The organism is Variovorax sp. WS11, from assembly GCF_010499245.1.
Classification (GTDB): domain Bacteria; phylum Pseudomonadota; class Gammaproteobacteria; order Burkholderiales; family Burkholderiaceae_C; genus Variovorax.
This window is the reverse complement of the sequence record NZ_JAAGOW010000003.1, coordinates 723,085-747,252: the sequence shown is the minus strand read 5'-3', so window position 1 is coordinate 747,252 and position 24,168 is coordinate 723,085. Positions and strand designations below refer to the sequence as shown.

The following is a 24,168-nucleotide window of genomic DNA, read 5'->3' as shown; positions in this document are numbered from 1 at the left end:
GATCGTGTGGAACGTCAGGCCACACCCTCGACAACGACCATGCGCATGATCGCAGCTCCGGTCCGCGCTTCGCGTGCCTTGCCATATTCCGGCGAGGCATAGAACTTATTCGCGGCCTCCACGCTGGGGAACTTGAGCAGCACCAGGCGCTGCGGATTCCAGTCGCCTTCCAGCACCTCGACCTTGCCTCCGCGCACGCAGACCTCGGCGCCATGCGCCTTGATGGCCTCGGTGGACCACTTCTTGTAGTCCTCGTACTGCGTGGGGTTCGTCACTTCGACGTTCGCGATGATGTAGGCACTCATGATTGGAACGAGTTCTCCAGGAATGCATTTTTCTTGGTGACCCGGTCGAGCGCGAGCAGCGTCTCGAGCAGCGCCTTCATGTGCTTGAGCGGCACGGCGTTCGGGCCGTCGCTCAGCGCGTTGGCGGGGTCGGGGTGCGTCTCCATGAAGAGGCCCGCCACGCCCACCGCCACCGCGGCGCGCGAGAGCACGGGCACCATCTCGCGCTGGCCGCCGGAGCTGGTGCCCTGGCCGCCGGGCAGCTGCACCGAGTGCGTGGCGTCAAAGACCACCGGCGAACCGGTCTCGCGCATGATCGCCAGCGAGCGCATGTCCGACACCAGGTTGTTGTAGCCGAAGCTGGCGCCGCGTTCGCAGGCCATGAAGCTGTCTTCGGGCAGGCCCTTTTCCTTGGCGGCCGCGCGCGCCTTGTCGATCACGTTCTTCATGTCGTGCGGCGCGAGGAACTGGCCCTTCTTGATGTTGACCGGCTTGCCCGACTGCGCCGCGGCGCGGATGAAGTCGGTCTGCCGGCACAGGAAGGCCGGCGTCTGCAGCACGTCGACCACCAGCGCGGCGGCCGTGATGTCCTCTTCGGTGTGCACGTCGGTCAGCACCGGCAGGCCCAGCTCGCGCTTGACCTTGGCCAGGATCTCCAGGCCCTTGTCGCGGCCCGGGCCGCGGAAGCTGGTGCCCGAGGAGCGGTTAGCCTTGTCGAAGCTGCTCTTGAAGATGAAGGGAATGCCGAGCGAGGACGTGATTTCCTTCAGCGTGCCGGCGGTGTCCATCTGCAGCTGCTCGGACTCGACCACGCACGGTCCCGCGATCAGGAAGAAGGGCTTGTCCAGCCCGATGTCGAATCCGCAGAGTTTCATGCGACGACTTTCAATGCCTGCTTGTCCGCGCCTTGATGTTCCAGCGCTGCCTTGATGAACGCGTTGAACAGCGGGTGGCCGCTCCACGGCGTGGACTTGAACTCGGGGTGGAACTGCACGCCGATGAACCAAGGATGCACGTCCTGCGGCAGCTCGACGATCTCGGTCAGGTGCTCGCGCTGCGTCAGCGCCGAGATCACCAGGCCGGCGCGGCGCAGCTCGTCGAGGTAGTTGACGTTGGCTTCGTAGCGGTGGCGGTGCCGCTCGGTCACCACGTCGCCGTAGATGCTGTGGGCCAGCGTGCCGGGCGCCACGTCGGAGCTCTGCGCGCCCAGGCGCATGGTGCCTCCGAGATCGGACTTCTCGTCGCGCAGCTTGATGGTGCCGTCGCGGTCCTTCCACTCGGTGATCAGGGCGATCACCGGGCAGCTGGTGTCGGGGTCGAACTCGGTGCTGTTCGCGTTCTTGAGGCCTGCCACGTTGCGCGCGTACTCGATGGTCGCGACCTGCATGCCCAGGCAGATGCCGAGGTAGGGCACCTTGCTCTCGCGGGCAAAGCGCGCCGCCGCGATCTTGCCTTCCACGCCGCGCTGGCCGAAGCCGCCGGGCACCAGGATGGCGTCGTACTTGCCGAGCCGGGCCACGTCCTGCGGCGAGATGGTCTCGGAGTCGATGTACTCGATCTTCACCCGCGCATGGTTCTTCATGCCGGCATGGCGCAGCGCCTCGTTGAGCGACTTGTAGCTGTCGGACAGGTCGACGTATTTGCCGACCATCGCGATGGTCACTTCCTTTTGCGGATGCTCGACCTCGTAGACCAGGTCGTCCCAGCGCTTGAGCTTGGCCGGCGGGGTGTTGATGCGCAGCTTGTCGCAGATCAGGCCGTCCAGGCCCTGCTCGTGCAGCATGCGCGGGACCTTGTAGATGGTGTCAACGTCCCACATCGAGATCACGCCCCACTCGGGCACGTTGGAGAAGAGCGAGATCTTGGCACGCTCGTCGTCGGGGATGGGCCGGTCGGCGCGGCACAGCAGGGCGTCGGCCTGGATGCCGATGGCGCGCAGCTCCTTGGCGGTGTGCTGGGTGGGCTTGGTCTTGAGCTCGCCGGCCGCCGCGATCCAGGGCACGTAGCTCAGATGCACGAAGGCCGAGTTGTTGGGGCCCATGCGCAGGCTCATCTGGCGCACGGCCTCGAGGAAGGGCAGTGACTCGATGTCGCCCACGGTGCCGCCGATCTCGACGATGGCCACGTCGACCTCGTGCGGCGTGGCGATGCCGGCGCCGCGCTTGACGTATTCCTGGATCTCGTTGGTGATGTGCGGGATGACCTGCACCGTCTTGCCGAGGTAGTCGCCGCGGCGCTCTTTCTCGAGGACGGTCTTGTAGATCTGGCCGGTGGTGAAGTTGTTGGCCTTGCGCATGCGCGTCGTGATGAAGCGCTCGTAGTGGCCGAGATCGAGGTCGGTTTCGGCGCCGTCGTCGGTGACGAAGACTTCGCCGTGCTGGAAGGGCGACATCGTGCCGGGGTCGACGTTGATGTAGGGGTCCAGCTTGATGAGGGTGACTTTGAGGCCGCGGGACTCGAGGAGTGCGGCGAGCGAGGCGGAGGCGATTCCCTTGCCCAGGGAAGACACCACACCACCGGTGACGAAGACGAATTTGGTCATGCCAGTTCCGAACGTGGGTCCGGGCAGTGGGAAATGCAGATTATAGGTGCGGCCTCATGGCCTCGAAGACCCAGGGACACCCGGCGAACGCGTGCGTAGCCGGGCTGCTACATTGCCGGCTTATATGCAAGACCTCGCCGGCAAACACATCGTCCTGGGCCTCACGGGCGGCATCGCCTGCTACAAGTCGGCGGAGCTGTGCCGGCTGCTGGTCAAGGCCGGCGCCACCGTGCAGGTGGTGATGACCGAGGCCGCGACCCAGTTCATGACGCCCGTCACGATGCAGGCGCTGTCGGGGCGGCCGGTCTACACCTCGCAGTGGGATGTGCGCGAGCCCAACAACATGCCGCACATCAACCTGAGCCGGGAGGCCGACGCGATCGTGCTGGCGCCCGCCAGCGCGGACTTCATCGCACGGCTGGTGCAGGGGCGTTCCGACGAACTGCTGAGCCTGCTGTGCCTCGCGCGGCCCGTCGACCGCGTGCCCTTGCTGATCGCACCGGCCATGAACCGCGAGATGTGGGTTCATCCCGCGACCCAGCGCAACCTGCGCCAGGTCGACGCCGACGGCGCCCGTGTGCTGGGCGTGGGCAACGGCTGGCAGGCCTGCGGCGAGACCGGCGACGGCCGCATGCTCGAGCCCCTGCAGCTGTTCGAGGAGATCGTGGCCCAGTTCCAGCCCAAGGTACTGGCCGGGCAGCAGGTGGTGGTCACGGCGGGGCCGACCTTCGAGGCGCTCGATCCGATCCGCGGCATCACCAACCACTCCTCCGGCAAGATGGGCTTCGCGATCGCGCGCGCCGCGCGCGAGGCGGGCGCCGAGGTCACGCTGGTGGCGGGTCCGGTGCATCTGCCCACGCCGCGCGGCGTCGCGCGCATCGACGTGCAGTCGGCGCGGGAGATGCTCGAGGCCAGCCGGCAGGCCGCGCAGAGCGCGTCGGTGTTCATCGCCACCGCTGCGGTGGCCGACTGGCGGCCGGCCTCGCAGAGCGAGCAGAAGATCAAGAAGGACGGCAGCGGCCAGGCGCCGGTGCTTCATTTCGTGGAGAACCCCGACATCCTGCAGAGCATCGCGCAGGGCGAGCGCGCCAGGGCCGGCAAGCTTTTCTGCGTGGGCTTCGCCGCCGAGAGCGAGAACCTGGCCGCGCACGCCAAGGCCAAGCGCGAACGCAAGGGGATTCCGCTGCTGGTGGGCAACATCGGCCCGCTGACCTTCGGACAGGACCACAACAGTCTGCTGCTCGTCGATGCCAATGGCGCGCGCGAGCTGCCGCGCGCGCCCAAGCTGGCGCTGGCGCGCGACCTCGTGGCCGAGATCGCGGCACGGCTGCCGCCCGGGAGTCCGAAATGAATCCGCAATGGAACACGCCGCCCGACGGCGATTTCGCCCGCTACGTCGAGCGCCTCACGGCGCAGGCCGCGCAGCCTCGCGGCCCGGTACAAGAGGGCGAGCACGGGCTCGATGTCGGCATGACGCACCAGCACGAGGTGCAGCCGGCCCGCCAGCCGCAGGCAGAGGCACGCCAGGCAACCATGGGCGCCGGCCTGGGCCGCAACCTGCTCAAGGGGCTAGGCATTGCCTGGATGCTGGCCTTGCTGGTGCTGCTGGCGGCCGATGCGTCCCTGGTCCTCGTCGTCGCCCTGTTCGCGGGCGGCCTGTGGCTGGCCTACAAGCTCAAGCATCTGGTGTTCCCGCCGGGCGTGGAGAACTGGAAGCAATGGCTGGAAGAAGCCGCGAAACGACAACAGCAACTGCAACAGCAAAGAAAGCGCAATTCGAAGTGAACGTCGACGTCCGAATCCTCGATCCCCGCATGCAGGACCAACTGCCTGCCTACGCCACCCCCGGCAGCGCCGGGCTGGACCTGCGCGCCTGCTTGGATGCACCCATCACGCTGGCGCCCAACGCCTGGCAACTGGTGGGCACCGGCATCGCGATCCACCTGGCCGACCCGGGTTATGCGGCGCTGATCCTGCCGCGCTCGGGCCTGGGCCACAAGCACGGCATCGTGCTGGGCAACCTGGTGGGCCTGATCGACAGCGACTACCAGGGCGAACTCAAGATCAGTGCCTGGAACCGCAGCGACACGGCCTTCGTGCTGCAGCCGATGGAGCGGCTGGCACAGCTGGTGATCGTGCCCGTGGTGCAGGCGCAGTTCCGGGTGGTCGCCGAGTTTCCGCCCAGCGAGCGCGGCGAAGGCGGCTACGGCTCGACCGGCAAGCATTGAGCGCGGCCATGTAGGCGCAGGCTTGCGGGGCCTGGGCCGTGTTGCTCACAGGTAAAGAACGGAACCGGCGATATGGCCCTGGCATCGAAGGTTTCAACATGTGTTCACGGTCATCGCGCAGCGGTGCAATCCGTTAGAGCCCATGGAGAGCGCATTGCGCCGACCTGTTTCGAGGAGTACACAGCATGAAAAACCCAACTCGTTTTGTTTCCGTTACCGCCTCCGTGCTCGCGCTTGCTGCGCTGACCGCGTGTGTGGCGCCGCAGCCGGTCTACCAGACCTCGCGCTATCCCTATCAGCCGAGCTACCCGGCGGCTCAATCGGCCTACGTCGAGTACGGCCGCGTTGCCAACATCGAGGTGATCCGCAGCCAGAGCTCCGGTGCCGGCACCAGCGGCGGAGGTGCCGTGGCGGGTGGCGTCCTCGGCGGCGTGGTGGGCAACCAGTTCGGCCACGGCAGCGGACGCGCCGCGGCCACCGCACTGGGCGTGGTCGGTGGCGCCCTGCTGGGCAACAGCATCGAGGCCAATGCGAACGCGCCACGTGTCTACGAGAGCTACCGCGTCTCGATCCAGACCGACCATGGCGCGTATCGCTCCTTCGATGTCCCGAGCCCGGGCGACCTGCGCATCGGCGACCGCGTGCGCATCGATGGCGGGCAGATCTCCCGCTTCTGAGCGCGCAGCCAAAAGGAAAAGCCGGGCACCGCCCGGCTCTTTTTCGCCTGTTGATCCGGCTGTTCAGTGCAGCGTGCCGTTGCCCGGCGACGTGGGCGACACCTTGAAGAAGCCGGTACCGGCCGTCCCGCGGCCGATTTCCTCCTCCGTCGCTTCGCGCACCGAGCGCACCGTGAGATCCAGCCGCAGCGCGATCCCCGCCAGCGGATGGTTGCCGTCCAGCACCAGGTGCTCCGGGTAGATTTCGCTCACGGTGTAGATCGTGTCCTTGGGCAAGTCGGGATTCACGCCGGCCGGCAGCGCGGCGCCGTCGAAGGTCATGCCTTCCTCGATGCCTTCGGGAAAGAGCGATCGCGGCTCGAGGAAAAGCAACTGGTCGTTGAAGTCGCCGAAGGCCTGCTCGGGCTCGAGCTGCAGTTGCACGCGGGCACCGGGCTCATGGCCGAGCAGGGCGGCCTCGATCGCGGCGAAGAGATCGTCGCCGCCGATCAGGAACTCCACCGGTTCGTCGAGCACGTCCAGCACGTCGCCGAGGGTGTCCTTCAGCGTCCAGGTCAGGCCGACCACGCATTGTTCAGAGATTTCCATACGAGAATTCTCCCATGGAGACTCAACGACCCCTGGCCCTGCTCGGCGGCCTGAGCGCCTCGCAATTCATGCGGCGCCACTGGCAGAAGAAGCCCTTGCTGGTGCGCCAGGCCATTCCCGGCATGGTGCCATCGATCGGACGCGAGGAGCTGTTTTCGCTGGCCGGCCGCGAGGAGGTGGAGTCGCGGCTGATCCGCCACGGCAAGAGCGGCTGGGCGCTCAAGCACGGCCCCTTCGCGCGCCGGGCGCTGCCTTCGCCGAAGCAAGCCGCCTGGACGCTGCTGGTGCAGGGCGTGGATCTGCACCACCAGGGCGTGCATGCGCTACTCCAGCAGTTTCGTTTCGTGCCCGATGCGCGGCTGGACGACCTGATGATCAGCTATGCGAGCGACACCGGCGGCGTCGGCGCGCACTTCGACAGCTACGACGTGTTCCTGCTGCAGGCGCACGGGCGGCGGCGCTGGTCCATCGGCAAGCAGCGCGATCTGCGGCTCGTGCCCGATGTGCCGCTCAAGATCCTCGCGCGCTTCGAGCCCGAGCAGAGTTTCGTGCTCGAGCCCGGCGACATGCTCTACCTGCCGCCGCGTTATGCGCACGATGGCGTGGCCGAGGGCGGCGATTGCATGACCTATTCCATCGGCCTGCGTGCGCCTGCCGCCGCACCGCTGGGGGCCGACCTGCTGGCCCGCATCGCGGAGGCGCATGCCGAGCTTCTGCAGGACGCGCCTGCCGGATCTGCGGTGCACTACAAGGACCCTGCGCAGCCCGCCGTGCCCGCGCCGGCCGAGATGCCGTCCGCATTGCAGGACTTCGCGCGCAAGGCCGTGCTGGCGGCGCTGCGCGACCCCGATGCGATCGACCGCGCGCTGGGCGAATCGATGACCGAGCCCAAGCCCACCGTGTGGTTCGAGCAGGGCGAGCCGCCGGACGCGTGGAGCGGCGTGTCGCTCGACCGCCGCACGCGCATGCTCTACGACGCGCGCCATCTCTACATCAACGGCGAAAGCTTCCGCGCCTCGGGCCGCGATGCCCGGCTCATGCGCCGCCTCGCGGACCAGCGCACGCTGGGCCCGCGCGATCTCGCGACGGCGAGCGAGGACGCACGCGCATTGCTGGAAGACTGGTGCGAAGCGGGGTGGCTGCATGCCGAATGAAGCTTCCACCGGCAACCTGCTGCTCGAAGGTGCCTTCGATGGCCGCCGCGCCTTCGAGGCGCATGTGCATGCCGCCCTGGCCGCCGCTGCGCGCGAGAACTGGCGCGAGATCGTGTTCGCGGATCCGGCCTTCGTCGACTGGCCGCTGGGCGAACGCGCCATGGCCGAGGCCCTGCAGGCCTGGTCTGCGGCCGGCCGCAGCTTTGTGATGCTGGCGCAGCGCTTCGACGTGTTCGAGCGCGAGCACGCGCGCTTCGTGACGTGGCGGCGCATGTGGAGCCACATCGTCGATTGCCGCGCCTGCGACGGGCCCGGCCTGCCGCAGGTGCCCAGCGGCATCTGGACGCCGGGCTGGTGCCTGGCGCGCATCGACGTGGAGCGCGTGCGCGGCGTCTGCAGTCGCGATCCCGAGCGCCGGAGGGCGCTGCGCGAGCGCATCGACGAGTGCTTGCGCCATGCGAAAGCCGCATTTCCGGCCACGACATTGGGCTTGTAAGCCAATGCCGCGAATCTAGGCGCAATGGGCTTCCTGGTCAGGGTAGAGGTCTAGAATTTTTTCTTCGAGACCTTCATCCAAAGGAGCCCTGTAATGAGAAAGTCCGTCCTGCTCGCCTCGTTGGTCGCTGCGGTCGCCCTTGCCGCCTGCGGCAAGAAGGAGGAGTCCGCGCCGGCCGTCGTGACCCCGCCGCCTGCCGCCGTCACGCCGGCACCCGCTCCAGCCCCTGCACCGGCGCCTGCACCCGACACCTCGGCGACGATGCCGGCACCTTCGCCCGGCGCGTCTTCGGCGCTGGATGCAGCGAATGCCGCTACCGAGGCGGCCAAGAAGAAGGAAGAAGCACCCAAGCAATAGAGCTGCGCTGCAGTTTCGCGAAAGGCCGCCCGCGGGCGGCCTTTTCAATTGGCGTTATCAGCATCGGCTGCATTCGTGAAGATGCCAGTGCTCGAGTGAGCGACGCTGGTTTGGCGATGGTCCCATTTTGGGACTAAAATTCGCGCATGCACATCGTTTCGCACGCGAGCCTGGTGGCCTTCTACAGCAAACCGCAGTACAGGGATTCCAAAGGCGCGCTGGAAGCGTGGTATGACGTGGCGCGGCTGGCGAAGTGGACCTCGCCAGCTGACGTGAAGGACCAGTTCCGCAACGCCAGCTTCGTTGGCAGCAACCGTGTCGTCTTCAATATCAGAGGGAATGACTACAGGCTGATCGTCGCCATGGCCTACAGGATGCAGTGGGCCTACATCAAGTTTGTCGGCACGCATCCGCAATACGATGCCATCGATGCCGCCACCGTGGACCAGTCCAAGTGAAAGGAACCATCATGGAAGTTCGCGCCATCCGTTCGGAAGCCGACTACCGCGCTGCGCTCGCGCTGGTGTCCGAGCTTGTTGATCTCGACCCGGAGCCCGACACAGCTGAAGGCGAGCGTCTGGAAGTGTTCGGAACACTGGTGCAAGCGTATGAGGCGCAGCACTATCCGATCGTCCCTCCGGATCCGATCGAGGCCATCAAATTCCGCATGGATCAGGACGGCCTGAGCGTGGCCGACATGGTGCCCTACATCGGGCCGCGCCATCGTGTCTACGAGGTTCTCAACGGCAAACGGCCGCTGACCCTGCACATGATTCGTCGTCTTCTTACGTTGGGCATCCCGGCTACATCGCTGGTCGGCAGGCCTGAGCCCGTGGCCGCCTGAGCCCAGGCCCACTGCGCCGCCCCTGAAGACCCGTGCGGGAATATTTCAGGTGAGCCCCGCGTGGGAGGGGCGCTCCTATCCCGACGGCTGGAGATCGAGCCAGTCCGACCCTTCCGAGGCGTTGGCCGTCAGCATCTCGTGCTCGCTCGCACCGAGCGCCTCGGCCATCGCGCGGCGCACGAGATCGGGCCGGTTGTTCTGCTCGCTGAGGTGCGCACCCAATACGTGATGCAGGCCGCCGTGGTGCAGTGCCCGCGCGATCGCGGCAGCAGCGGCGTTGGACAGGTGGCCGTAGTTGCCGCCCACGCGCTGCTTGAGGAAGGGCGGGTAGGCCGAGCGGGCCAGCAACTCGCTGTCGTGGTTGAACTCGAGCAGCAGGGCATCGAGTCCCGACAGCCGCGACAGCACATGCGGCGTCGCATGCCCGAGGTCGGTCAGGATGCCGAGGTGGCGTGCGCCGTCGCTGCAGCGCAGTTGCAGCGGCTCGCGCGCATCGTGCGGCACGGTGAAGGGCTGGACCAGGATGTCGCCGACTTCGATGTCGATGCCGTCCCGTGCGAGATGCAGGCGCCCTGCGAAGTCGTGCCCGCCGGCAGCGAGCCAGGTGCCCTCGCTCATCCAGACGGGAATGCGCTCGCGCCTGGACAGCGCACGGGCGCAGCCGATGTGGTCGCCGTGCTCGTGGGTGATGAAGACCGCGTCGATGTCGCTGGCCGCGAGGCCGGCGCGCGCCAGGCGCGCATCGAGATGCTTGAGCCCGAAGCCGCAGTCGATCAGCAGCCTCGAGCGGCGCCCGCCGCTGGTCGCCTCGACCAGCGTGGCATTGCCGGTGCTGCCGCTGCCCAGGCTGCGGAAGCGCAGCATGCGGGGCCCGGCTTACTTGAGATCGTCCGCGATGACCTGGACGATGCGCTGGGCATTGGCCGAGGTTTCCGCCGCACCGCTGTCGTTCTGCACCGACACCGTGCTCGTTTCGCCCGTGCCCTTGACCAGGATGCGGAACTTGAGCGGCGCCTCGGTCTTGCTCGAGCTGAACATCTTGGCGAAGAAGCCCGGCTCCTTCTTGTCCGGGTTCGGCGGCACGTAGCGCACGAAGTACACGCCGGCGGCGCGGTCGCGGTCCTCGACGGTGAAGCCGGTGCGGTCCAGCGCCAGGCCGACGCGGCGCCAGGCGCGGTCGAAGCTCTCGTTGATTTGCACGACGGGCTGGCCGCCGACATTGGAAACGCTCGCAGTCTTGGCCGGCGCGCTGGTCTGCGCGATGAGCTTCGACTGCTCCTGCGAAACCCCCAGCTTGACCATCAGGCGGCGCAGGAATTCGGTCTCGAGCTCGGGGTCGCTGGGGCGCGGCTGCCAGACGGTCTGGTCCTGGCGCGTGTTGGTGTAGACCTCCTGCATGCCGCGATGGCTCACGAAGATCTCGGTGGAGCCGTTGGCGCCGCGCTCGATGCGGGTGCGGAAGCGGTCGAGCTCGCCGGTGGAATAGATCGCGTCGACCAGCTTGCCCAGCGTGCCGCGGATCACGTCCTGTGGCAGCTTGGCGCGGTTCTCGGCCCAGTCGGTTTCCATGATGCCGAGGTTGCGCTGCTCGGTGGTCAGCAGGAAGCCGCTCTCCTGCCAGAAGTCCTTGATCGGATCCCAGAGCTGCTCGGGCGAGCGATTGACCACGATCCAGCGCTGCGTACCCGTGCGCTCCATGCGTACGTCGCCGAGATTGGCGACTGCCGTCGGAATGCCGGGCGCGTTTGCCACGCCGGCCTGGTACGCATTGGCCGAGACCGCGTTGCCGGGCACCGCGTAGCGGTTCTCGCGCGACAGCTGCGTGAGGTCGGGCGGCACCTCCAGCGTCGGGGCCTTGCCGGCGCTCTTGTAGTCGATCTTGTCGCTCTCGAGGACCGAGCAGGCGGCGAGGCTGGCGATCAAGGCCAGCAGTGCGAATCGCGAAAGGGTTTTCACTCGTCTTCTTCCTAGTGTGGAATGTTTAGCGCTGTGTCAGAGCGCCGGCCCCGCAAAAAGGTTGCCGGGCTTCGTGTACGGCAGGTAAAGATGGAATCAGTTCTTGAGGAGTCCGCTGGCACGCAGCGCGGATTCGACCACCGGCCGGCTGGCTTCGCCGAGCTCGGTGAGCGGCAACCGGAGCGCGCCGCCGCACAGGCCGAGCCGTGCCATCGCCCACTTCACGGGAATCGGATTCGGCTCGACGAACAGGTGGCGGTGCAGCGGCATCAGCTCGAACTGGATCTGCATCGCGCGCCGGGCGTCGCCGGCGATGGCCGCCACGCACAGCTCGTGCATCTTGCGCGGCGCCACGTTGGCCGTGACGCTGATGTTGCCCTGGCCGCCGCACAGCATCAGCGCGACCGCGGTCGGGTCGTCGCCGGAGTACACGGCGAAGTGCTTGGGGACTTCCTTGATCAGCCACTGGGCGCGCTCGATGTTGCCCGTAGCCTCTTTGATGCCGACGATGCCCGGCACCTGCGCCAGGCGCAGCACGGTGTCGTGCGCCATATCGGCGACCGTGCGGCCGGGCACGTTGTAGAGCACGATGGGCAGGTCGCCAACGGCCTCGGCGATGGCCTTGAAGTGCCGGTATTGGCCTTCTTGCGTCGGCTTGTTGTAGTAGGGCACCACCTGTAGCTGCGAATCGGCGCCCACGCCCTTGGCGAATTTCGCGAGCTCGATCGCCTCTTTCGTCGAATTGGCGCCGCAGCCGGCCATCACGGGCACGCGGCCCCGGGCCTGCTCGACCGAGACCCGGATGATCTCGCAATGCTCCTCGACGTTCACCGTCGGCGACTCGCCGGTGGTGCCGACCACGCCCAGGCAATCGGTGCCTTCGTCGATGTGCCAGTCGATCAGCCGGCGCAAGGCGGGATAGTCGACGCTGCCGTCGTCATGCATCGGCGTGACGAGCGCGACGATGCTGCCTGTCAATTGCTCCAAGGGGGTCTCTTTGTCGGTTGCGGAAAGGCAGCCATTCTACTGACTGGCCCGGAAGGCCCCTCAGAGGGGGTAGCGCATTGGTTTTCCAACTGGCAGGTTCGACGGTTCCCGGACGGCCGCGATCCGCTGCACGAAGCGCTCCGGCTCAGCCAGTAAGCCATCCTCATAGGCCACCACCCGAAGCCCGGCGCAGGCGGCCAGCAGTTCGCCCGGCTGCAGCAGGAAGTCCGGGCGCGAGGGCTTGCCGATGGTTTCGTTGCCGGCGGCGAAGGTTTCATAGAGCAGCACACCGCCCGGCGCGACGGCCGCCACGATGTCGGGCAGGCGCGCGCGCCACAGGTAGTTGGTCACCACCACCGCGCCGAAGACCTGGCCGGCGAAGGGCCATGGGCCGTCCTCGATGTCGGCCAGCAGGGCCCGGCCGAAGCGCACCGAAGAGGCGATCGCCTCCGGCGCGCGGTCCACCCCTGTTACCGCATGCCCGTGCTGCGCGAACCAGTCCATGTGTCGCCCCGCGCCGCAGGCCACGTCGAGCACGGTGGTGCCGGGAGCGAGCAGGTGCGACCAGCGCACGACCCAGGGGGAGGGCGAGAGATCGTGGCTCAGAAGCAGGCCCAGATCTGGTCGACCAGCGCCACCAGGAACGCGGGGCGCGTGTAGAGGCCGAACACGCCCAGCAGCACCAGCACCGCCGCGGCCAGCCAGCCGGCGTGCGCGAGGCGATGGTGGATGCCCGGGCACATGGCGGTTCAGGCCGGCTGAGGGGCCGGCCGGCGCACGATCGCGCCTTCCTTGACCGGCAGGTTGACCAGCGCCGCGAACACGCCCAGCGCGATCGCGAGGTACCAGACGATGCCGTAGCTGCCGGTGCTGTCGTAGAGATAGCCGCCGAGCCAGACGCCGAGGAAGGAGCCGACCTGGTGGCTCAGGAACACGAAGCCGCCCAGCATCGAGAGATGCGCCACGCCGAAGATCTGGGCCACGATGCCGCTGGTGAGCGGCACGGTCGACAGCCACAGGAAGCCCATCACGCTCGCGAAGACATACACCGACAGCGGCGTGATCGGCGCCGCCAGGAAGATCGCGATGGTCGCCGCGCGGCTGAAGTAGATCGCGGCCAGCAGCTTGCGCTTGGCCAGCCGTGCCCCGAGCGAGCCGGCGACATAGGTGCCGAACACATTGAACAGGCCGACCAGCGCCAGCGCATAGCTCGCCACTTCGGGCGAGAGCCCCTTGTCGCGCAGGTAGCTCGGCATGTGCACGCCGATGAAGGCCAACTGGAAGCCGCAGACGAAATAGCCCGCCATCAACAGCACGAAGCTGGGGTACTTGAAGGCCTCGCCCACGGCCTGAAGGATGGTCTGGTCGCGGTGGGCGACGGCGGCGTGGCCGACACGCGGCTCGCGCAGGCCGAAGGCGAGGGGCACGATCAGCAGCACCATGAGCGCCAGCACCAGCAGGGCCGTGTGCCAGCCGAAGCCCGCGATCAGTTGGCCTTCCACCGGCACCATCAGGAACTGCCCGAAGGAGCCGGCCGCTGCGGCCACGCCCATGGCCCGCGATCGCCGCTCCACCGGGATCTGCCGGCCGATCACGCCGTAGATCACCGCGTAGGTGGTGCCGGCCTGGGCCGCGCCGATCAGCACGCCGGCCGTCAGCGCGAACATGAGCGGCGTGGGCGACAGCGCCATGCCCGCCAGGCCGATCGCGTAAAGCACGGCGCCCGCCACCAGCACGCGGAAGGCGCCCAGCTTGTCGGCCAGCATGCCGGCGAAGACGCCGATCACGCCCCAGGAGAGGTTCTGGATCGCGATCGCCAGCGAGAAGCTCTGGCGCGACCAGCCCTGTTCCTGCGTGATGGGCTGCAGCCACAGCCCGAAGCCGTGGCGGATCCCCATCGAGAGGGTGACGATCATCGCGCCGCAGAACAGGACCTGCTTGAGCGACAGCGGCTGGGATTGAGCGTGCATCCGGCGACTGTAGCCAAAAGCGAAAGCCTGCATCGGCCACGGCCGCGACACGCATTGTTGATATTTTCGAGCCGCGTTGATGCGGCCTGCGCATCAACGCCGCTCTGTATGTCCATCCAGGTATTCGGCAGCCCACGCATACAATCCGCCCCCATGGCGACCCTCAGCAAGACTCCCCCGGCCTATTCGGAAGGCTCGATCCGCGTCCTCAAGGGCCTGGAGCCCGTCAAGCAGCGTCCGGGCATGTACACCCGCACCGACAACCCGCTGCACATCATCCAGGAAGTGCTGGACAACGCCGCCGACGAGGCGCTGGCCGGCTACGGCAAGAAGATCAAGGTCACGCTCCACACCGACGCCTCGGTCAGCGTCGAGGACGACGGCCGCGGCATCCCCTTCGGCCTGCATCCCGAGGAGAAGGCCCCGGTGGTCGAGCTGGTCTTCACCCGGCTGCACGCGGGCGGCAAGTTCGACAAGGGCTCGGGCGGTGCCTACAGCTTCTCGGGCGGCCTGCACGGCGTGGGCGTGTCGGTGACCAATGCGCTGTCGAAGCGGCTCGAAGTGCAGTCCTTCCGCGAAGGCTCGGCGGCGAGCATCGCGTTCGCGGGCGGCGATGTGGCCGAGCCGCTCCAGGTCCGTTCGATCGAGAGCGGCGAGCGCCGGCAGGGCACCACCGTGCGCGCCTGGCCCGACCCCAAGTACTTCGAATCGGGCGTGCTGCCGGTGAACGAACTGACCCATCTGCTGCGAAGCAAGGCGGTGCTGATGCCTGGCGTGACCGTCACGCTGGTGGTCGAGAAGACCAAGGAGACCCAGCAGTGGCTCTACAAGGGCGGCCTGCGCGACTACCTGATGCAGACGCTCAACGCCGACCCGGTGATCCCGCTGTTCGAAGGCGCCGGCCATGCCGACAAGAACGCCGACAACTTCGCCGAGGGCGAGGGCGCCGAGTGGTGCGTGGCCTTCACCGAGGAAGGCCAGCCGGTGCGCGAGAGCTACGTCAACCTCATTCCCACCAGCGCCGGCGGCACGCATGAAAGCGGCCTGCGCGATGGCCTGTTCAATGCGGTCAAGAGCTTCGTCGAATTGCATTCGCTCCTGCCCAAGGGCGTGAAGCTCTTGCCCGAGGACGTGTTCGCGCGCGCCTCCTACGTGCTCTCGGCCAAGGTGCTGGACCCGCAGTTCCAGGGCCAGATCAAGGAGCGCCTCAATTCGCGCGACGCGGTGCGGCTGGTTTCCAGCTTCGTGCGCCCGGCGCTGGAGCTGTGGCTCAACCAGCACGTCGACTACGGCAAGAAGCTCGCCGAGCTGGCCATCAAGGCCGCGCAGACGCGCCAGCGCGCCGGCCAGAAGGTCGAGAAGCGCAAGGGCTCCGGCGTGGCCGTGCTGCCCGGCAAGCTGACCGACTGCGAGAGCAAGGACACGGCCCACAACGAGGTCTTCCTGGTCGAAGGCGATTCGGCCGGCGGCAGCGCCAAGATGGGCCGCGACAAGGAAAGCCAGGCCATCCTGCCGCTGCGCGGCAAGGTGCTCAACACCTGGGAGGTGGAGCGCGACCGGCTGTTCGCCAACAACGAAATCCACGACATCTCGGTCGCCATCGGCGTCGACCCGCACGGGCCGGAGGACACGCCCGACCTCTCGGGCCTGCGCTACGGCAAGATCTGCATCCTGTCGGATGCCGACGTGGACGGCTCGCACATCCAGGTGCTGCTGCTCACGCTCTTCTTTCGCCACTTCCCCAAGCTCATCGACACCGGCCACGTGTACGTGGCCAAGCCGCCGCTGTTTCGCGTCGACGCGCCGGCGCGCGGCAAGAAGCCGGCCTCCAAGATGTATGCCCTTGACGAGGGCGAGCTCACCGCCATCCTCGACAAGCTGCGCAAGGACGGGGTGCGCGAGGGCGCCTGGACCATCAGCCGCTTCAAGGGGCTGGGCGAGATGAGCGCCGAGCAGCTCTGGGAGACCACCCTCAACCCCGACACGCGCCGCCTGCTGCAGGTGCGCCTCGGCCGCTTCGATCTGCAGGGCACGCAGGGCGAGATCACCAAGCTGATGGGCAAGGGCGAGGCCGCCGCGCGGCGCGAGCTGATGGAGCTGCGCGGCGACGACGTCGAAGTCGACGTATAGGCGCGTCGATTGGACTGATCAGCCGGTCGGGCCTGCGTTTGCACGGCCGATGAGGGCCATCACGTGCGCGACGATCTGGTCGCAGCGCGTGCCGGCAAAGGAGAAGGCGTCCCCAATTGCGACATCGATCTCGCGCGACAAGGCTTCGCGCAGCAGGCCGCGCGCGCGGAAGAAGCGGGTGCGCACGGTGGCCTCGGGAATGTCCAGCGCGGCAGCCACTTCCTCGATGCTCATGTCCTCGACCGCGCGAAGCACGAGGACCGTGCGGAACACCTCGGGCAGCGCGTCGATGCCCGCCTCGATCAGCTTGCGCGTCTCGCCGCGCATCGCGTGGCGATCCGGCTGTTCGTCGGGGTCTGCCTGCATCCACGTGTCCTCCGAGGTAGAGCCTGCTTCGACGGCCGTGTCGAAGGCGATGACCTGGGCGCTGCCGCGCCGCCGCAGGCGTCCCAGGGCTTCGTTGACCACGATGCGCACCAGCCAGGTCGAGAGCCGGGCCTCGGCGCGAAAGTCGCCAAGCGAGCGCCAGGCGCGCAGATAGGCGTCCTGCAAGGCGTCCTGTGCTTCGTCGTCGTCCTTCAGGATGCTGCGGCCGGTGCGAAAGAGCAGCCGGTTGTGGCGCCGCATGATGAGCTGGAAGGCGAGGGCGTCGCCTTGCGCGGCTCGCGTGGCGAGCTCGGTGTCGGTCGGCTGCGCGACGCCGTCAGCGTCCTGGATACGTTCGAGTGGGTGCATGGTGGCGTCGTCGTGTTGTCCATTGGATGGAGGGGGACGTATTCCTGTTCCCGGACGTAAATCGGCGGGCATCGACGACAATGCGCCCGGCGATGAATCCCAGACACGCTTCCGGCCGCTGGTGGCGGCTCCCGCTCCTGCTGCTGGCCCTGTGCGCATGGCTGCCGCTTGCGCACGCCTCCGACATCTTTGGTTACGTCGACGACAAGGGCGTGGCCCACTTCGCCTCCGAGAAGATCGACGAGCGCTACCAGCTCTTCTTCCGCGGCGGCCAGGCCTTCGATACCGCCCAGGGCGTCGGCCCGCTGGCCCGCGGCCGCGCGGGTCGCATCGATGGCCAGGTGCCCCGCGCATCGCAGTCGCTGCTCGCACTGTTCGAGGCCTCCCCCAGCTACAAGCCCGCGCAGAAGGCGCTGCGCGAAGCAGCGCAGCGCCACGACATCGATTACGAACTGCTGCAGGCCCTGGTCGCGACCGAGTCGGGCTTCGATGCGCAGGCCGTCTCGCCCAAGGGCGCGCTCGGCCTGATGCAGCTGATGCCGGCCACCGCGCAGCGCTACGGCGTCGGGGCCGACAAGCGCGGCTCGATCGAGAAGAAGCTCTTCGATCCGCACATCAACATCGCCGCCGGCTCGCGCTACCTGCGCGACCTGATCGCGATGTTCCCCGGTGACATCACGCTCGCGCTTGCGGCCTACAACGCGGGCGAGGGCGCGGTCCAGCGCGCGGGCAACAAGATCCCGAACTACCGCGAGACGCAGAACTACGTGAAGACCGTGCTGCAGCTCTACGCCTACCTCAAGCCCTCGGTGGCCGCGGGCCGGGGCAACGCGCCGGGCCGCGTGCGCATGGAGCTGGCGGCACCGCGCGGCGGCGCGCTGGGGCGCGGGAACATGCCTTCGCCATCGGGCGCGATGCCCGTGTTGCCGGAGTTGGCCGAGGCACCGCAGGTGGCCGAAGCGGATGCGAACGCTGCGCCGCTGAAGCTGTCGGATCGAATCTCGAAAAAGCCCTAGGAGCACCCGCCATGCAGCGCCGACGACTGGTCCTCGCGAGCGCGGCCATGGCCCTCGGGGGCGCCGCACGCGCGCAGTCGCTGCCGGCCGCGCCATCCTCGCCCGAGCCCTTCGCGCGCCTGCAGGGCGGCGTTCCGCACCACATGACGCCCGAGCAGGAGGCGCAGCGCGTCACCGACAGCCCCGCGCCGGCCGGTGCGCTCGGGCGCTGGGTGGCGCGCGCGGCGCTGCCGATCCCGCGCAGCGAAATGGCCTGGGCCACTGCGACGCAGGGCCGCATGCATGTGGTGGGCGGCTACGGGGAGGGCGCGGTCAACCGCGACTACCACCACATCTACGACCCGGCCGGCGACCGCTGGCTGTCCGGCGCGCCGCTGTCGCGCGGCGCCAACCACGTGGCGGTGGCGTCGGAAGGCGGGCGCGTGTGGGCCCTGGGCGGCTTCATCGAGCAGAACCGGCGCTCTGACGACAAGGCCTTCGTCTACGACACCGCCGCCGACCGCTGGACCGCCATCGCGCCGCTGCCGCGTCCGCGCGGCGCGGCCGCGGCGGTGGTGCTCGACGGCATGCTGCATCTGATCGGCGGCGCCTCCGAGCCGGCCGCCGAGCGCGCCAGCGTCGGCTGGCACGAGGTCTACGACCCGAAGGCCGACCGCTGGTCCGCGCGCAAGCCCTTGCCCGGCGCGCGCGACCATGTGGGCTGCGTCGCGTACGACGGGCAGATCCATGTGATCGGCGGCCGCTTCAACACCTTCGAATACAACACCGAACTGCACCATGTCTACCTGCCGGCGCGCGACACCTGGGAATTGCGCGCCCCGCTGCCGACGGCGCGCTCGGGCCATGGACTCGTGGTCTATCGCGAGCGCCTCTATGCCATGGGCGGCGAGGGCGGCTTCCTCGTCGGCGGCGTGCCGCGCCAGGCCAAGGTTTTCGGCCAGATGGAAAGCTACGACACGCGCTCCGACCGGTGGCAGCGCCACGCGCCCATGCTCACGCCGCGCCACGCCGTGGGCGCGGCCGTGATCGGCGACTGGATCTACGTCGCAGGCGGCGGCGCCGTGCTCGGCGGCAGCGTGCAGTCGGCGGTGCACGAGGCCTTCACGCTGGCCTGAGACGCTGGCCTGAGTGACGCCCTCAGGCACCGCCTGAGGCCGGGTTTGCGACTTCCGCATTTCCCGCGGCCGTGTCTTTGGTGAGACTGGGCGCATGCCCAAGTCATCTTTTTCCCCTGTCGGATCCTTGCGTTGCTGCCGGAGGCGCGCATGAGCGCGCTGTCCCAGGAAAGCACCGCCATCTGGGCGGCCATCGCTGCCGTCTTCATCCTGGCCGGCATGGTCAAGGGCGTCATCGGGCTCGGTCTCCCCACGCTGTCGATGGCGTTGCTGGCCGTGTGGATGTCGCCGGCCGCGGCCGCGGCACTGCTGATCGTTCCCACGCTGGTGACCAATGTGTGGCAGCTGCAGCCCTGGCGCGGCCTGGGCCGCCTGGCCCGCCGGCTCGGCGGCATGCAGCTGGGCATCGTCGCCGGCACGCTGGTCGGCGCCTGGCTCTTCGGTGCGCCGGATGGTGCAGGCGCGAGGGTGGCGCTCGGCATCGCGCTGGTCGCGTATGCCGCGTGGCTGCTGCTGGCGCCCCCGCTCGCGCTCGATGCGCGGCACGAGCCATGGCTGGGCCCGCTGGTGGGCGCGGTCACCGGCGGCATCACGGCGATGACCGGCGTGTTCGTGATCCCTGCCGTCGTCTACCTGCAGGCCTTGTCGCTGCCGCGCGACGCGCTGATCCAGGCGATGGGGCTCTCGTTCACCACCTCGACCCTCGCGCTCGCCCTGGCGCTGGCCGGACGCGACAGCTATTCCACGCCGCTGCTCGGCGCCTCGCTGGCGATGCTGCTGCCGGCGTTGGCGGGGATGGCCTTCGGCCAGTGGATGCGCGTTCGCATGCCGCTGCCGGTGTTCAGGCGGTGCTTCCTGGCCGGGCTGGCGCTGCTGGGCGTGTACATGGTCGCGCGGGAGCTGATGCGTTGAGAGGGCGGGTGGCACGGCCACTACACTTGCCGCTCTCACAAAGTCTCTCCCCATGGATTCCCAACCGACCCTCGATTTCCAGAACCCCGAAGAGGACGGGGCCCTCACGCTGGCCGATTACGCACAGACCGCCTACCTCGAATACGCGCTTTCGGTCGTCAAGGGCCGTGCGCTGCCGGATGTCAGCGACGGCCAGAAGCCGGTGCAGCGGCGCATCCTCTATTCGATGTCGCGCATGGGCCTGGGTTTCGGCGGCGCCAACGGCACCGTGGGCGCCAAGCCCGTCAAGAGCGCGCGCGTGGTCGGCGATGTGCTGGGCCGCTTCCATCCGCATGGCGACCAGGCGGCCTACGACGCGCTGGTGCGCATGGCGCAGGACTTCTCGCAGCGCTACCCGCTGGTCGATGGCCAGGGCAACTTCGGCAGCCGCGACGGCGACGGCGCGGCGGCCATGCGCTACACCGAGGCGCGGCTGTCGCGCATCACCAGCCTCCTGCTCGACGAGATCGACGAAGGCACCGTCGACTTCATCCCCAACTACGACGGCTCCACGGAAGAGCCGCGCCTGCTCCCCGCACGGCTGCCCTTCACGCTGCTCAACGGCGCCAGCGGCATCGCGGTCGGCCTGGCCACCGAGATCCCCAGCCACAACCTGCGCGAGGTGGCCGACGCCTGCGTGGCGCTGATCAAGTCCAACGGCAAGCTCTCCGACGAGGAGCTGTTCGCCCTGGTGCCCGGCCCCGACTACCCCGGCGGCGCGCAGATCATCAGCGGCCCGGCCGAGATCGCCGAGGCCTACCGCACAGGCCGCGGCTCGCTGAAGGTGCGCGCGCGCTGGAAGATCGAGGACCTCGCGCGCGGCCAGTGGCAACTGGTGGTCAACGAGCTGCCCCAGGGCGTCAGCACGCAGAAGGTGCTGGAGGAGATCGAGGAGCTCACCAACCCCAAGGTCCGCGCCGGCAAGAAGGCGCTGACGGCCGAGCAGACCCAGCTCAAGGCGGCCGTGCTCGCGGTGCTCGACGTGGTGCGCGACGAGTCCAGCAAGGACGCGCCGGTGCGCCTGGTGTTCGAGCCCAAGACCTCGCGCATCAGCCAGGAGGAGTTCATCACCACGCTGCTGGCGCAGACTTCGCTCGAAAGCTCCGCACCCATCAACCTCACGATGGTGGGCATCGACGGCAAGCCGACGCAGAAGTCGCTGCGCCAGATGCTCAGCGAGTGGATCGCCTTCCGCGAGATCACCGTCGAGCGGCGCTCGCGCCACCGCCTCGGCAAGGTGCAGGACCGCATCCACATCCTCGAGGGCCGGCAGCTGGTGCTGCTCAACATCGACGAGGTGATCGCGATCATCCGCGCCGCCGAGGATCCGAAGGCCGCGCTGATCGCGCGCTTCGCCCTCAGCGATCGCCAGGCCGAGGACATCCTCGAGATCCGGCTGCGCCAGCTGGCACGGCTGGAGGCCATCAAGATCGAGCAGGAGCTCAAGAACCTGCGCGAGGAACAGAAGAAGCTCGAAGACATCCTGGCGACCCCGGCCGCGCTGCGCCGCCTGCTGGTCAAGGAGATCGAGGCCGACGCCAAGAGCTTCGAGGACCCGCGCCGCACGCTGATCCAGGCCGAGAAGCGCGCCGTGGCCGAGGTGCGCGTGGTCGACGAGCCGGTGACGGTGATCGTCTCGCAGAAGGGCTGGGTGCGCACGCAGAAAGGCTGGGCCAGCGAGCGCGCCGCCGGCGCCGCCGCAGCCGAGTACAGCTTCAAGTCCGGCGATGCGCTCTACGGCGCCTTCGAGTGCCGCTCGGTCGACACGCTGCTGGTCTTCGGCACCGCCAAGGACAAGAGCGTGCGCGTCTACAGCGTGGCCGTGGCCTCGCTGCCGGGCGGCCGCGGCGACGGCCAGCCGATCACCACGCTGATCGACCTGGAGAGCGGCACGCATCCTGCGCACTATTTCGCCGGCCCGAGCGGGGCCGCGCTGCTGCTGGCCAACACGGGCGGCTACGGCTTCATCGCCTCGGTCGAGAACATGATTTCGCGCCAGCGCGGCGGCAAGGCCTTCATCGACGTGGGCGAGGGCGAGCAACTGTGCCGGCCCTCGCTGGTCGGCGGCGCGAGCGGCGCCGAGCCGATGCCGCCCGCCACCCACGTGGCCTGCGCCTCGACGGGCGGGCGCATCCTGACCTTCGAGATCCTGGAGATGAAGGCGCTGCCCAAGGGCGGCCGCGGGCTCACGCTGATCGACCTCGATGCCAAGGACACCCTGGCGGGCGCCGCTGCCTACACGCGCAGCGTGCGGATCGAGGGCATCGGCCGCGGCGGCAAGGAGCGCGAGGAGACGCTGGAGATCCGCACGCTCAACAACGCGCGCGGCAGCCGTGCGCGCAAGGGCAAGGCGGCCGACCTGGGCTTCAAGCCGAGCAGCGTCGTGCGCGTGCTCTGAGGACGCCTTCGCATGATGGATTTCGGGCCGGTCGGCATCTTCGTCCTGATCGTGACCAGCGCCGCGAGCTTCCTGCTCGCGCGCTGGCTGTCCAAGCGTGTGCGCGACAAGCGCCGCGAGCGGGAGCGGCGGGCCGCGGAGGCCTCGCAGAGCCGGCAAGTGCGGCGGGCGCGCGAACGCAGGAAGTGAATCGGGATCGATGATCGACCGGGGGTGCGGAGGCGTGCGGTGTGCCCTGGGCCGGCCGACGTCACCGGCCCTTCGGGCTTCCCTGCGCTGCTCGCGTCAGGCGGGGTCTCGCTCAAACTCGCTTCGCTCAAACAGTCGCGAGCCCTGATCCGCCTGCCGCTGCGCTGCTCGGCGGTGCCTCAACGGCCGGCCCAGGGCACACCGCACGCCTCCGTGGATACGCCCGGTGCCCTCACCCCAGCCCTCTCCCAGAGGGAGAGGGAGCAAGACGGGGACACGCTATTCCGGACCACACTCTCTTTTCGCGCGTGCCGGTATGACTCCCTCTCCCTCTCCCTCTGGGAGAGGGCTGGGGTGAGGGCACCGGCCCTCCGAGGTGCACGCAACCCCCGCATGCCGGGCGTGCATCCAACGACGACCCTTCGCGCTTCTCGGCTCGGGACTGTGTGGATGGGCATGGGCTTTTCCTGTTACTCCAGCGTCTTACTTCAGCCCCTCCCACCACAGCGCATTGCTCCTCGGCCGCCCGATCGTCAGCACCTCCCCGATCACCGGCGTCGCCAGCTCGATCTTCTTCGACTGCGCCAGCTTCGCGATGCGCTCCAGCGGGTCGTGCCAGGTGTGGAAGGCAAGGTCGAAGGTGCTGTTGTGCACCACGTACAGCACCTTGCCGCGCAGGTCCTCGAAGGCGCGCACGCTCTCTTCGGGCGTCATGTGCACCGAGGGCCAGTAGGCGTCGTAGGCGCCGTTCTCGATCAGCGCCAGGTCGAAGCCGCCGAAGCGCTCGCCGATCTGCCGGAAGCCGGCGAAGTAGCCCGAGTCGCCGCTGTAGAAGATGCGCTCGCGCCCGCTCTCGACGATCCACGAGGCCCACAGCGTCTTGTTGCGGTCGCTCAGCGTGCGGCCCGAGAAATGCTGCGCCGGCGCGGCCGTGAGCCGTACGCCGTCGTGCTCGCCGGCCTGCCACCAGTCGAACTCGGCCACGCGCTCGGCCGGCACGCCCATCTCCAGCAGGCGGGCGCGCACGCCCAGCGGCACGAAGTAGCGCTTCACGCGCTGCGCCAGGTACTCGATGGTCGGCACGTCGAGGTGGTCGTAGTGATCGTGCGAGAGGATCAGCCCCTCGATGGGCGGCAGCTGCTCCAGCGCGATCGGCGGCTTGTGGAAGCGCTTCGGCCCGATGAACGAGAAAGGCGAGGCGCGCTCGCCGAACACCGGGTCGATCAGCCAGTACTTGCCGCGCAGCTTGAGCAGGTGCGAGGAATGGCCGAGGCGGATCACGTGGTTGGCGTCGCGGTCCAGCGCCTCGAGCTGCGCCGGGTCCAGCGTTCGCACGGGAATCGGGTCGACCGGTACCGTGTCGGTCTTGCTGCCCACGAGAAAGCGTGACCAGATCTTCCACGGGCTGGCGGAGGGCAGGGCCTGCGGATTGGGCGGGTTCTCGAACAGGCAGTTCTTGAACTGCGGCGAGCCCGCATAGGGCGTTTCGCAGGCGCTGCTGGCTGTGGCGGCGCAGCCGGCCACGAGGGCGCAGAGCAGGGCCAGCACCAT

The 24,168-nt window shown here is 68.4% G+C and carries 27 protein-coding genes; 15 read left to right on the top strand and 12 right to left on the bottom strand.

Annotation, left to right across the window (positions count from 1 at the left end; genetic code table 11):
• Positions 1 to 14 precede the first annotated feature (14 nt).
• Genes GXN78_RS29095 through GXN78_RS29085 form a run of 3 tightly spaced genes read right to left on the bottom strand, consistent with a single transcriptional unit; the run spans position 15 to position 2,826 of the window.
• Positions 15 to 308 (bottom strand): DUF1330 domain-containing protein, encoded by a 294-nt coding sequence (locus GXN78_RS29095; protein WP_106554302.1) that lies wholly within the window; start codon positions 306 to 308, stop codon positions 15 to 17.
• Positions 302 to 1,159: a 3-deoxy-8-phosphooctulonate synthase gene (gene kdsA, locus GXN78_RS29090; RefSeq protein ID WP_106554303.1), complete on the bottom strand. Its 858-nt coding sequence runs from the start codon at positions 1,157 to 1,159 to the stop codon at positions 302 to 304. Before kdsA ends, GXN78_RS29095 begins: the two co-directional genes overlap by 7 nt.
• Positions 1,156 to 2,826 (bottom strand): CTP synthase, encoded by a 1,671-nt coding sequence (locus GXN78_RS29085; protein WP_106554304.1) that lies wholly within the window; start codon positions 2,824 to 2,826, stop codon positions 1,156 to 1,158. Before GXN78_RS29085 ends, kdsA begins: the two co-directional genes overlap by 4 nt.
• Positions 2,827 to 2,950: 124 nt before the next feature.
• On the opposite strand from GXN78_RS29085, the gene coaBC reads away from it, so the two are divergent.
• From coaBC to GXN78_RS29065, 4 genes are all read left to right on the top strand, one after another.
• Positions 2,951 to 4,177 carry a bifunctional phosphopantothenoylcysteine decarboxylase/phosphopantothenate--cysteine ligase CoaBC gene (coaBC, locus tag GXN78_RS29080; protein ID WP_106554305.1) on the top strand — a complete coding sequence of 409 codons (1,227 nt, stop codon included), beginning with the start codon at positions 2,951 to 2,953 and terminating at the stop codon, positions 4,175 to 4,177.
• On the top strand, positions 4,174 to 4,611 hold the full coding sequence (locus GXN78_RS29075; RefSeq protein WP_106554306.1) for a hypothetical protein: 438 nt from the start codon (positions 4,174 to 4,176) through the stop codon (positions 4,609 to 4,611). The genes coaBC and GXN78_RS29075 overlap by 4 nt, the downstream gene beginning before the upstream one ends.
• On the top strand, positions 4,608 to 5,054 hold the full coding sequence (gene dut / locus GXN78_RS29070) for a dUTP diphosphatase (RefSeq protein ID WP_106554307.1): 447 nt from the start codon (positions 4,608 to 4,610) through the stop codon (positions 5,052 to 5,054). The genes GXN78_RS29075 and dut overlap by 4 nt, the downstream gene beginning before the upstream one ends.
• A gap of 185 nt (positions 5,055 to 5,239) precedes the next feature.
• On the top strand, positions 5,240 to 5,731 hold the full coding sequence (locus GXN78_RS29065) for a glycine zipper 2TM domain-containing protein (RefSeq protein ID WP_106554308.1): 492 nt from the start codon (positions 5,240 to 5,242) through the stop codon (positions 5,729 to 5,731).
• A 63-nt stretch (positions 5,732 to 5,794) separates the two neighbouring features.
• Here GXN78_RS29065 and GXN78_RS29060 read toward each other — a convergent pair whose 3' ends face one another.
• Entirely contained in the window at positions 5,795 to 6,319 is a 525-nt protein-coding gene (locus tag GXN78_RS29060) for a peptidylprolyl isomerase (RefSeq protein ID WP_106554309.1), read from the bottom strand.
• Between the two features lie 14 nt (positions 6,320 to 6,333).
• Between GXN78_RS29060 and GXN78_RS29055 the strand changes: the two genes are divergently transcribed.
• From GXN78_RS29055 to GXN78_RS29035, 5 genes are all read left to right on the top strand, one after another.
• Positions 6,334 to 7,473 carry a cupin domain-containing protein gene (locus GXN78_RS29055; protein WP_106554310.1) on the top strand — a complete coding sequence of 380 codons (1,140 nt, stop codon included), beginning with the start codon at positions 6,334 to 6,336 and terminating at the stop codon, positions 7,471 to 7,473.
• The gene (locus GXN78_RS29050) at positions 7,463 to 7,969 is read left to right on the top strand and encodes a hypothetical protein (protein WP_106554311.1); all 507 of its coding nucleotides are present in this window, start codon (positions 7,463 to 7,465) and stop codon (positions 7,967 to 7,969) included. Before GXN78_RS29055 ends, GXN78_RS29050 begins: the two co-directional genes overlap by 11 nt.
• 93 nt (positions 7,970 to 8,062) lie before the next feature.
• Positions 8,063 to 8,326 (top strand): hypothetical protein, encoded by a 264-nt coding sequence (locus GXN78_RS29045; RefSeq protein WP_106554312.1) that lies wholly within the window; start codon positions 8,063 to 8,065, stop codon positions 8,324 to 8,326.
• 146 nt (positions 8,327 to 8,472) lie between these two features.
• Positions 8,473 to 8,784 (top strand): type II toxin-antitoxin system HigB family toxin, encoded by a 312-nt coding sequence (locus GXN78_RS29040; protein WP_106554313.1) that lies wholly within the window; start codon positions 8,473 to 8,475, stop codon positions 8,782 to 8,784.
• Positions 8,785 to 8,795: 11 nt separating this feature from the next.
• Positions 8,796 to 9,170 (top strand): transcriptional regulator, encoded by a 375-nt coding sequence (locus tag GXN78_RS29035; protein WP_106554314.1) that lies wholly within the window; start codon positions 8,796 to 8,798, stop codon positions 9,168 to 9,170.
• 75 nt (positions 9,171 to 9,245) lie between these two features.
• On the opposite strand, the gene GXN78_RS29030 is transcribed toward GXN78_RS29035, so the two are convergent.
• From GXN78_RS29030 to GXN78_RS29010, 6 genes are all read right to left on the bottom strand, one after another.
• The gene (locus GXN78_RS29030; RefSeq protein WP_106554315.1) at positions 9,246 to 10,034 is read right to left on the bottom strand and encodes an MBL fold metallo-hydrolase; all 789 of its coding nucleotides are present in this window, start codon (positions 10,032 to 10,034) and stop codon (positions 9,246 to 9,248) included.
• 12 nt (positions 10,035 to 10,046) lie between these two features.
• Positions 10,047 to 11,126: an outer membrane protein assembly factor BamC gene (bamC, locus tag GXN78_RS29025; protein ID WP_106554316.1), complete on the bottom strand. Its 1,080-nt coding sequence runs from the start codon at positions 11,124 to 11,126 to the stop codon at positions 10,047 to 10,049.
• Positions 11,127 to 11,222: 96 nt separating this feature from the next.
• Positions 11,223 to 12,113 (bottom strand): 4-hydroxy-tetrahydrodipicolinate synthase, encoded by an 891-nt coding sequence (gene dapA / locus GXN78_RS29020; protein ID WP_106554317.1) that lies wholly within the window; start codon positions 12,111 to 12,113, stop codon positions 11,223 to 11,225.
• Positions 12,114 to 12,173: 60 nt separating this feature from the next.
• On the bottom strand, positions 12,174 to 12,719 hold the full coding sequence (locus tag GXN78_RS29015) for a class I SAM-dependent methyltransferase (RefSeq protein WP_308812388.1): 546 nt from the start codon (positions 12,717 to 12,719) through the stop codon (positions 12,174 to 12,176).
• Positions 12,716 to 12,856 (bottom strand): hypothetical protein, encoded by a 141-nt coding sequence (locus tag GXN78_RS40955; RefSeq protein ID WP_181360465.1) that lies wholly within the window; start codon positions 12,854 to 12,856, stop codon positions 12,716 to 12,718. The genes GXN78_RS29015 and GXN78_RS40955 overlap by 4 nt, the downstream gene beginning before the upstream one ends.
• Positions 12,857 to 12,862: 6 nt before the next feature.
• Positions 12,863 to 14,083, bottom strand: a complete 1,221-nt coding sequence (locus GXN78_RS29010; protein ID WP_106554396.1) for an MFS transporter — start codon at positions 14,081 to 14,083, stop codon at positions 12,863 to 12,865.
• Positions 14,084 to 14,236: 153 nt separating this feature from the next.
• Between GXN78_RS29010 and GXN78_RS29005 the strand changes: the two genes are divergently transcribed.
• The gene (locus GXN78_RS29005) at positions 14,237 to 16,213 is read left to right on the top strand and encodes a DNA topoisomerase IV subunit B (protein ID WP_106554318.1); all 1,977 of its coding nucleotides are present in this window, start codon (positions 14,237 to 14,239) and stop codon (positions 16,211 to 16,213) included.
• Positions 16,214 to 16,231: 18 nt separating this feature from the next.
• Here GXN78_RS29005 and GXN78_RS29000 read toward each other — a convergent pair whose 3' ends face one another.
• Positions 16,232 to 16,948 (bottom strand): RNA polymerase sigma factor, encoded by a 717-nt coding sequence (locus GXN78_RS29000; protein WP_106554319.1) that lies wholly within the window; start codon positions 16,946 to 16,948, stop codon positions 16,232 to 16,234.
• Positions 16,949 to 17,040: 92 nt separating this feature from the next.
• Here GXN78_RS29000 and GXN78_RS28995 point away from each other — a divergent pair, with 92 nt between their 5' ends.
• The 5 genes from GXN78_RS28995 to GXN78_RS40950 all read left to right on the top strand — a co-directional run bounded on the left by GXN78_RS28995 (position 17,041) and on the right by GXN78_RS40950 (position 22,617).
• Positions 17,041 to 17,964 carry a lytic transglycosylase domain-containing protein gene (locus tag GXN78_RS28995; RefSeq protein WP_106554320.1) on the top strand — a complete coding sequence of 308 codons (924 nt, stop codon included), beginning with the start codon at positions 17,041 to 17,043 and terminating at the stop codon, positions 17,962 to 17,964.
• 11 nt (positions 17,965 to 17,975) lie between these two features.
• Positions 17,976 to 19,079, top strand: coding sequence for a kelch repeat-containing protein (locus tag GXN78_RS28990; protein ID WP_106554321.1), 1,104 nt, complete (start codon positions 17,976 to 17,978; stop codon positions 19,077 to 19,079).
• 150 nt (positions 19,080 to 19,229) lie between these two features.
• Positions 19,230 to 19,991 (top strand): sulfite exporter TauE/SafE family protein, encoded by a 762-nt coding sequence (locus tag GXN78_RS28985; RefSeq protein WP_106554322.1) that lies wholly within the window; start codon positions 19,230 to 19,232, stop codon positions 19,989 to 19,991.
• Between the two features lie 52 nt (positions 19,992 to 20,043).
• A complete protein-coding gene (gene parC / locus GXN78_RS28980; RefSeq protein ID WP_106554323.1) occupies positions 20,044 to 22,428 on the top strand; it encodes a DNA topoisomerase IV subunit A in 2,385 nt (794 codons plus the stop codon).
• A gap of 12 nt (positions 22,429 to 22,440) precedes the next feature.
• The gene (locus tag GXN78_RS40950) at positions 22,441 to 22,617 is read left to right on the top strand and encodes a hypothetical protein (RefSeq protein WP_181360466.1); all 177 of its coding nucleotides are present in this window, start codon (positions 22,441 to 22,443) and stop codon (positions 22,615 to 22,617) included.
• A 483-nt stretch (positions 22,618 to 23,100) separates the two neighbouring features.
• On the opposite strand, the gene GXN78_RS28975 is transcribed toward GXN78_RS40950, so the two are convergent.
• Positions 23,101 to 24,168 (bottom strand): MBL fold metallo-hydrolase, encoded by a 1,068-nt coding sequence (locus GXN78_RS28975; protein WP_181360470.1) that lies wholly within the window; start codon positions 24,166 to 24,168, stop codon positions 23,101 to 23,103.

Bases quoted from the DNA above. Each gene is read 5' to 3' on its own strand.
- GXN78_RS29055 (WP_106554310.1), top strand. From the start codon at position 6,334: ATGGAGACTCAACGACCCCTGGCCCTGCTCGGCGGCCTGAGCGCCTCG.
- GXN78_RS28995 (WP_106554320.1), top strand. From the start codon at position 17,041: ATGAATCCCAGACACGCTTCCGGCCGCTGGTGGCGGCTCCCGCTCCTG.
- GXN78_RS40955 (WP_181360465.1), bottom strand. From the start codon at position 12,856: ATGTGCCCGGGCATCCACCATCGCCTCGCGCACGCCGGCTGGCTGGCC.
- coaBC (WP_106554305.1), top strand. From the start codon at position 2,951: ATGCAAGACCTCGCCGGCAAACACATCGTCCTGGGCCTCACGGGCGGC.
- GXN78_RS28990 (WP_106554321.1), top strand. From the start codon at position 17,976: ATGCAGCGCCGACGACTGGTCCTCGCGAGCGCGGCCATGGCCCTCGGG.
- GXN78_RS29050 (WP_106554311.1), top strand. From the start codon at position 7,463: ATGCCGAATGAAGCTTCCACCGGCAACCTGCTGCTCGAAGGTGCCTTC.
- GXN78_RS28975 (WP_181360470.1), bottom strand. From the start codon at position 24,168: ATGGTGCTGGCCCTGCTCTGCGCCCTCGTGGCCGGCTGCGCCGCCACA.
- parC (WP_106554323.1), top strand. From the start codon at position 20,044: ATGGATTCCCAACCGACCCTCGATTTCCAGAACCCCGAAGAGGACGGG.
- GXN78_RS29075 (WP_106554306.1), top strand. From the start codon at position 4,174: ATGAATCCGCAATGGAACACGCCGCCCGACGGCGATTTCGCCCGCTAC.
- GXN78_RS29060 (WP_106554309.1), bottom strand. From the start codon at position 6,319: ATGGAAATCTCTGAACAATGCGTGGTCGGCCTGACCTGGACGCTGAAG.
- GXN78_RS28985 (WP_106554322.1), top strand. From the start codon at position 19,230: ATGAGCGCGCTGTCCCAGGAAAGCACCGCCATCTGGGCGGCCATCGCT.
- GXN78_RS29005 (WP_106554318.1), top strand. From the start codon at position 14,237: ATGGCGACCCTCAGCAAGACTCCCCCGGCCTATTCGGAAGGCTCGATC.
- kdsA (WP_106554303.1), bottom strand. From the start codon at position 1,159: ATGAAACTCTGCGGATTCGACATCGGGCTGGACAAGCCCTTCTTCCTG.
- GXN78_RS40950 (WP_181360466.1), top strand. From the start codon at position 22,441: ATGATGGATTTCGGGCCGGTCGGCATCTTCGTCCTGATCGTGACCAGC.
- GXN78_RS29030 (WP_106554315.1), bottom strand. From the start codon at position 10,034: ATGCTGCGCTTCCGCAGCCTGGGCAGCGGCAGCACCGGCAATGCCACG.
- GXN78_RS29000 (WP_106554319.1), bottom strand. From the start codon at position 16,948: ATGCACCCACTCGAACGTATCCAGGACGCTGACGGCGTCGCGCAGCCG.
- GXN78_RS29035 (WP_106554314.1), top strand. From the start codon at position 8,796: ATGGAAGTTCGCGCCATCCGTTCGGAAGCCGACTACCGCGCTGCGCTC.
- GXN78_RS29010 (WP_106554396.1), bottom strand. From the start codon at position 14,083: ATGCACGCTCAATCCCAGCCGCTGTCGCTCAAGCAGGTCCTGTTCTGC.
- GXN78_RS29045 (WP_106554312.1), top strand. From the start codon at position 8,063: ATGAGAAAGTCCGTCCTGCTCGCCTCGTTGGTCGCTGCGGTCGCCCTT.
- GXN78_RS29065 (WP_106554308.1), top strand. From the start codon at position 5,240: ATGAAAAACCCAACTCGTTTTGTTTCCGTTACCGCCTCCGTGCTCGCG.
- GXN78_RS29085 (WP_106554304.1), bottom strand. From the start codon at position 2,826: ATGACCAAATTCGTCTTCGTCACCGGTGGTGTGGTGTCTTCCCTGGGC.
- GXN78_RS29040 (WP_106554313.1), top strand. From the start codon at position 8,473: ATGCACATCGTTTCGCACGCGAGCCTGGTGGCCTTCTACAGCAAACCG.